Source organism: Streptomyces sp. L500, from assembly GCF_054551825.1.
In genome coordinates this window covers 50,136-56,135 of sequence record NZ_JBTOLC010000038.1, presented here as the reverse complement: position 1 = coordinate 56,135, position 6,000 = coordinate 50,136, and the positions used below count along the sequence as shown (strand labels likewise).

The 6,000-nt window shown below is 73.5% G+C and carries 2 protein-coding genes; one reads left to right on the top strand and one right to left on the bottom strand.

The features are described 5' to 3' along the window. Positions 1-5,476: thioester reductase domain-containing protein (locus ACX9I7_RS26055; protein ID WP_459388700.1), on the top strand; the 5,476-nt coding region annotated here is incomplete at its 5' end. Positions 5,477-5,537: 61 nt separating this feature from the next. Here ACX9I7_RS26055 and ACX9I7_RS26050 read toward each other — a convergent pair. Continuing rightward, a complete protein-coding gene (locus ACX9I7_RS26050; protein WP_459388699.1) occupies positions 5,538-5,912 on the bottom strand; it encodes a YybH family protein in 375 nt (124 codons plus the stop codon). Positions 5,913-6,000: the final 88 nt, after the last annotated feature.

Genomic DNA, 6,000 nt, shown 5'->3' with positions numbered 1-6,000 from the left:
TACTTTGGGCGATCCCATCGAGGCGCAGGCCCTGCTCAACACCTATGGCCAGGAGCACACGCGGGAGCGGCCGCTGTGGCTGGGCTCGCTGAAATCGAACATCGGCCATGCCCAGGCGGCGGCCGGTGTCGGCGGCATCATCAAGACGGTTCAGGCCATCCGCCACGGCGTCCTGCCCAGGTCGCTCCACAGCGAGGAACCGACCCCGGTGGTCGACTGGGAGGCCGGCGCCGTACGCCTGCTCGATCAGGCCCGGCCCTGGCCCGAGACCGGCCGCCCCCGCCGCGCCGGCGTGTCCGCGTTCGGCGCCAGCGGCACCAACGCCCACGTCATCATCGAACAAGCACCGCAGGCCGACTCCGCCGAACCGGCCCCGCAGGAGCCCGCCACCGGCGCTGTCACCCCCGCCGTGCCTTGGGTGCTCTCGGCGAAGACCCCCGAGGCCCTGCGTGCCCAGGCCGCCCGCCTGCTCGCCCACACCGAGGAGAACACCTCGGCCACCCCCTTGGACATCGCCCACTCACTGGCCACCGGCCGGGCCGTGTTCCCCCATCGCGCCGGCATCACCGGCACGGACCTGGAGCAAATGCGCGACGGGCTGCGTGCCGTGCGCGACGGCATCCCCTCTCCCCACGCGGTACAGGGGCGTGCCACCGACGCGGGCAAGACGGTGTTCGTCTTCCCCGGGCAGGGCGGTCAGTGGGACCGCATGGCCGTCGGCCTCCTGGATTCCTCCGAGGTGTTCGCCGCCTCCGTCCGGGCCTGCGGCCGGGCCCTGGCCCCGTATGTCGACTGGTCCCTGGAGGACGTCCTGCGGCAGGCCGACGGGGCACCGTCCCTCGACCGCGTCGATGTCCTGCAGCCCGTGTCCTTCGCCGTGGCCGTCTCCCTGGCCGCGCTGTGGCGCTCCTACGGAGTGGAGCCCGACGCCGTCATCGGCTCCTCGCAGGGCGAGGTCGCCGCCGCCTACGTCGCCGGGGGGCTCACCCTGGAGGACGCCGCCCGGGTGGCGGCCGTACGCAGCCAGGTCACCGTGGCCCTCCACGGCCGCGGCAGCATCGTCTCGGTCGCACTCTCGCGGGACGAACTCGCCGCCCGCCTCGAAGCGTGGGACGGCAGGCTGTCCGTCGCCGTCGTCAACGGTCCCCGCTCGACCGTGGTGTCCGGGGACAACGACGCGCTCGAGGAGTTCGTCGCCCAGTGCGCGAAGGACGGCATCCGCACGCGCTCCTTCTCCGCCGCCTACGCCTCGCACTCGGCACAGGTGGAGGAGGTCCGCGACCGGCTCGTCGAGGCCCTCGCGCCCATCCGCCCCCGCCCGGGCACCGTGCCGTTCCACTCGACGGTGACCTCCGGCCCCCTGTCGACCACCGAGCTCACCGCGGAGTACTGGTTTTCGAACCTGCGCAGGCCGGTGGAGTTCGAGGCCACCACCCGCGCCCTCGTCGAGAGCGGGCACCACACGTTCGTCGAGGTCGGCCCGCACCCCGTGCTCGCCCCGGTCCTGGAGGAGCAGTACGAGCAGGCCGTGGTGGTGGGCACCCTCCGGCGCGACGAGGGTGGCCTCGACCGGTTCCTCACCTCCCTGAGCACCCTCCACACCCACGGGGGCCGCGTCCACTGGCCCACCGTCTTCGCCGGTCACGCCGTCCGCGCCGTTCAGCTGCCCACGTACGCCTTCCAGCGCGAGCGCTACTGGTACGCGGCCTCCGCCTCCAGCGCCGACGTCACCCGCCTTGGTCTGTCCCCGGCCGCGCACCCGCTGCTCGGCGCGGCCGTCACCGTGGCCGAAGCCGGCCAGACCCTCTTCACCAGCCGGATCTCCGCCCACACCCACCCCTGGCTCGCCGACAGCACCCTCCACGGCGCCACTGTGCTCCCCGCCGCCGCGCTCGCCGAACTGGCCGTGCGCGCCGGCGACGAAGCCGGCCTCACCACCGTCGACGAGCTGACGATCCACCATCCGCCCACCCTCGCCACCGGCGACGGCACCCAGATCCAAGTCGCCCTCAACGCCCCTGACCCCGATGACGCCGCGGCCGCCCGGACCTTCACCGTCCACACCCGGCCCGACAGCGGCGACGTGCCGTGGACCCGCGTGGCCACCGGCCGGCTGAGCCTGCGCGCCCTTCAGCCGCCCACCGACCCCGCCCCCTGGCCGCCCGCCGGCGCCACCCCCCTCGACCCGGCCCGGGCCGCCGAGCGCCTCGCCACCGACGGCATCACCCCCGGTCCGGCGCTTCAGGGCCTGACCGGCCTGTGGCAGGACGCCGACGCGCTCCTGGCCGAAGTCCGCCTCCCCGACACGCTCCAGGCGCAAGCCGCCGAGTACGCCCTCCACCCCGCCCTTCTGGAGGCCGCGCTGCACACCCTGCCCCTCGCCCTCGACCTCCCCACCGGCGCCGGGGCCCAACTCGCCACCCACTGGAGCGGCTACCACCTCCACGCCGCCGGGGCCACCAGCCTGCGCGCCCGCTTCACCCCGCAGGACGACGGCACCGTGCGCGCCGACGTCACCGACCAGGCCGGACGGCCCCTGGCGACCATCACCTCGCTGGCCCTCCGGCCCGTCACCCCCCAAGCCGTCACCGCGAGCAGTGCTCGCGGCCACGATTCCCTCCTCCGCGTCGGCTGGCGTCCCCTCGGCCTGCCCGCCTCCCATCAGCCGGTCACCCTGGCCCAGCTGGGCACCGACCGCTTCGACGCCCTCCAGCTCGCGGACGTCCCCGCCGCGGCCAAGGCCGCCGACGCCGGCACCACCCTGGACGCCGTCCTGACCTGGCACACCCCGGCGCGCGAGGAACAGAGCACCGCCTCCGTCTACGCCGCCACCCACCACGCCCTGGGCCTCGTCCAGGAATGGCTGGCCGACGAACGCCTGGAGAACACCCTTCTCGTCTGGGTCACCCACGGCGCCGTCCGCACCGGCACCGAGGACATCACCGACCTCGGTGCCGCCGCCGTCTGGGGCCTGCTGCGCACCGCTCAGTCCGAGTCACCCGGCAGGTTCCTCCTCATCGACATCGACGACCACCCCGCCTCCCTGGCGGCCCTGCCCGCGCTCATCCGCACCGGCCGGCCCCAGGCCGCCCTCCGCGCAGGCCAGGCCCTCACCCCCAGCATCACCCGCACCAGCCCTCCGGCGGCCACGGCGACACCCGGTGGTACCTGGGACCCCAGCGGCACGGTCTTGATCACCGGCGGCACCGGCACCCTCGGCGCTCTCATCGCCCGCCACCTGGTCACCGAGCACGGCATCCGCCACCTGCTCCTCACCAGCCGCAGCGGCCCCGCCGCCCCCGGCGCCACCGAGCTCCACGACTCCCTCACCGGCCTCGGCGCCCATGTCACCATCGCGGCCTGCGACACCGCCGACCGGGCCGCCCTCGCGAACCTCCTGGCACACCTGCCCACCGACCGCCCGCTGACCGGTGTGGTCCACGCCGCCGGCGTCCTCGACGACGGCCTGATCACCGACCAGACCCCCGAACGCCTCGACGCGGTCCTGCGCCCCAAGGTCGACGCCGCCTTGCACCTCCACGACCTCACCCGCGACCTCGACCTCTCCGCCTTCGTGCTGTTCTCCTCCCTCGCCGGTGTCATCGGCGGCGCCGGCCAGTCCACCTACGCCGCCGCCAACTCGTTCCTCGACGCCCTCGCCCAGCACCGCGACGCCCACGGCCTGCCCGCCACCTCCGTCGCCTGGGGCCTGTGGGAACAGCTCAGCACCATGGCAGCCAACCTCGACGCCGCCGACATCGACCGCATCATCCGCGCGGGCTTCCCCCTCATCGCCTCCGACACCGGACCGCACATCCTCGACACCGCCATGGCCCTCGGCGAACCCGCCCTGGTCGGCGTACCCGTCGACGTCGCGACACTGCGCGAGAACAGCACCACCGCGCCCCTTCTCTTCCAGGACCTGGCCCGCACCCCGCTGCGCCCCACCGTCCGCGCCTCCGCACTGGGCACCGCGGGCCTGACCGCGCTGCTCGACGGCAAGGACGACACCGAGCAGCGGCGCATCGTCCTCGACCTGGTCCGCGCCGAGGTCGCGGCGGTCCTCGGCCACCACGACCCCACCGGCATCCACCCCGACCAGCCCTTCCCCGAACTCGGCTTCGACTCCCTGACCTCCGTCGAACTCCGCAACCGGCTCGGCGCCGCCGCAGGCCGCCGGCTGCCCGCCAGCCTCGTCTTCGACCACCCCTCACCCGCCGCCCTCGCCACCTACCTCCACACCGAATTCACCGGCACGACCGACACGGGCACCAACACCGTCCCGCTCCCGGACTTCACCGCCGACATCCGCCTCGCCGACGACATCCGCCTCGCCGAAGAGGTCCACACCGTCACCCCGGACCCCCGGGACGCGCTGCTCACCGGCGCCACCGGCTTCCTCGGCGCGTTCGTCCTGCGCGACCTGATGCGGACCACACGCGCCCGCGTCCACGTCCTGGTACGCGCCACCGACGAGGCCGACGCCCTCCGGCGGCTGCGCGCCAATCTCACCTGGTACCGCATCTGGGACGACATCGACCCGGACCGGCTGCGGCTCGTCGTCGGCGACCTCGCCGAACCCCGGCTCGGCCTGACCGAGGCCGCCTTCGATGCCCTCGCCCGCACCGTCGACGTCGTTTACCACGCCGGGGCCTCGGTCAACTGGATTCACCCCTACACGACCGTCAGGGCCGCCAACGTCCTCGGCACCGAGGAACTGCTGCGTCTGGCCGCCCGGCACCGCACCGTCCCGCTGCACTACGTCTCGACCACCGGCGTCTTCCCCGGACCCGTGGCCCGGGGCGTGCCCCTGGAGGTGACCGACCCGACCGGGCCCGGCGAGGCACTGCCCAACGGCTACACCCAGAGCAAGTGGGTCGCCGAGCAGATCATCGGCATCGCCCGCGAACGCGGCCTGCCGGTGACCGTTCATCGCGTCGACCAGATCGCCGGCGACCAGGTCAACGGCGCCTGCCAGACCCGCGACTTCGTGTGGCTGACCATCAAGGGAATGCTGCAGGCCGGAGCGGCGCCCACCGGCCTGCCCGGCCTCTTCCGGCTGATGCCCGTCGACTACGCCAGCGCCGCGCTCGTCGCCATCTCCCGGCGCCCGGACGCTGCCGGTGGCACCTTTCACCTGTGCAACACCAGCCATGTGACGATCGCCGATGCGGTGACACACCTGCGCGCCCACGGCTACCGGCTCGACGACGTCGACCAGGACACCTGGTTCGAGCTCGTCAAAGCATCCCCCGACAACTCCGCGGCGCCGCTGCTCGACGCCGTCGAGCTGCTCATCGCCGACAGCGAGGCCTTCTACCCTGCCCTCGCCACCACGGAGACCCTCGCAGCGCTGGACGGCACCGGCATCAGCTGCCCCCCGGTGACCGGCGAACTCTTCCGGACCTACGTCGAGTTCTTCGAGCAGACGGGTTACTTCCCTGCCCCGGTGGAGGGTGAGGTCACCATCCGGTGAGAACACCGCCGCGGCCGGAGGCCCCTCGGGGCCTCCGGCCGCGGCGGGCACTCCGGTGACCTCAGATCTTCGTGCCGTACGGATTGTCGATCACATACAGCCAGGTGTCACCGCGCCGGCGCAGCACATCCAGTGCGGTGCCCCCCTGCCGCTCGGTGCCGGCCTCGACGGACCAGTCCACGACCAGCAGAGCGGTATCGGATGTCACATACGACTCCAGGACCCGCGCTGTCATCACGGGCCTCAGCGCCAGCAGCTCCGCACGGCCCGCCGTCCGTTCGTTACCGCTCACGACGCTCCCGTCCTCCAGGACGGAAACGGCGTCCTCCGCGAAGAGCCGATCGAGGGCGGCGGCGTCACCGGCGTTGAAGGCGCGGACGGCCTCCTCCGCCCGCGCGAGGACCTGTGCGGTGAGCTCTTCGTCGACAGCCGTCATGGCCTGATCACTCTCCCCAGCTTTTGTCGTCCCGGCCGGGCCGGGAGCCGCGTGAGGGCCGCGAAGGCGGCCCCGCGCGAGCCTGCCA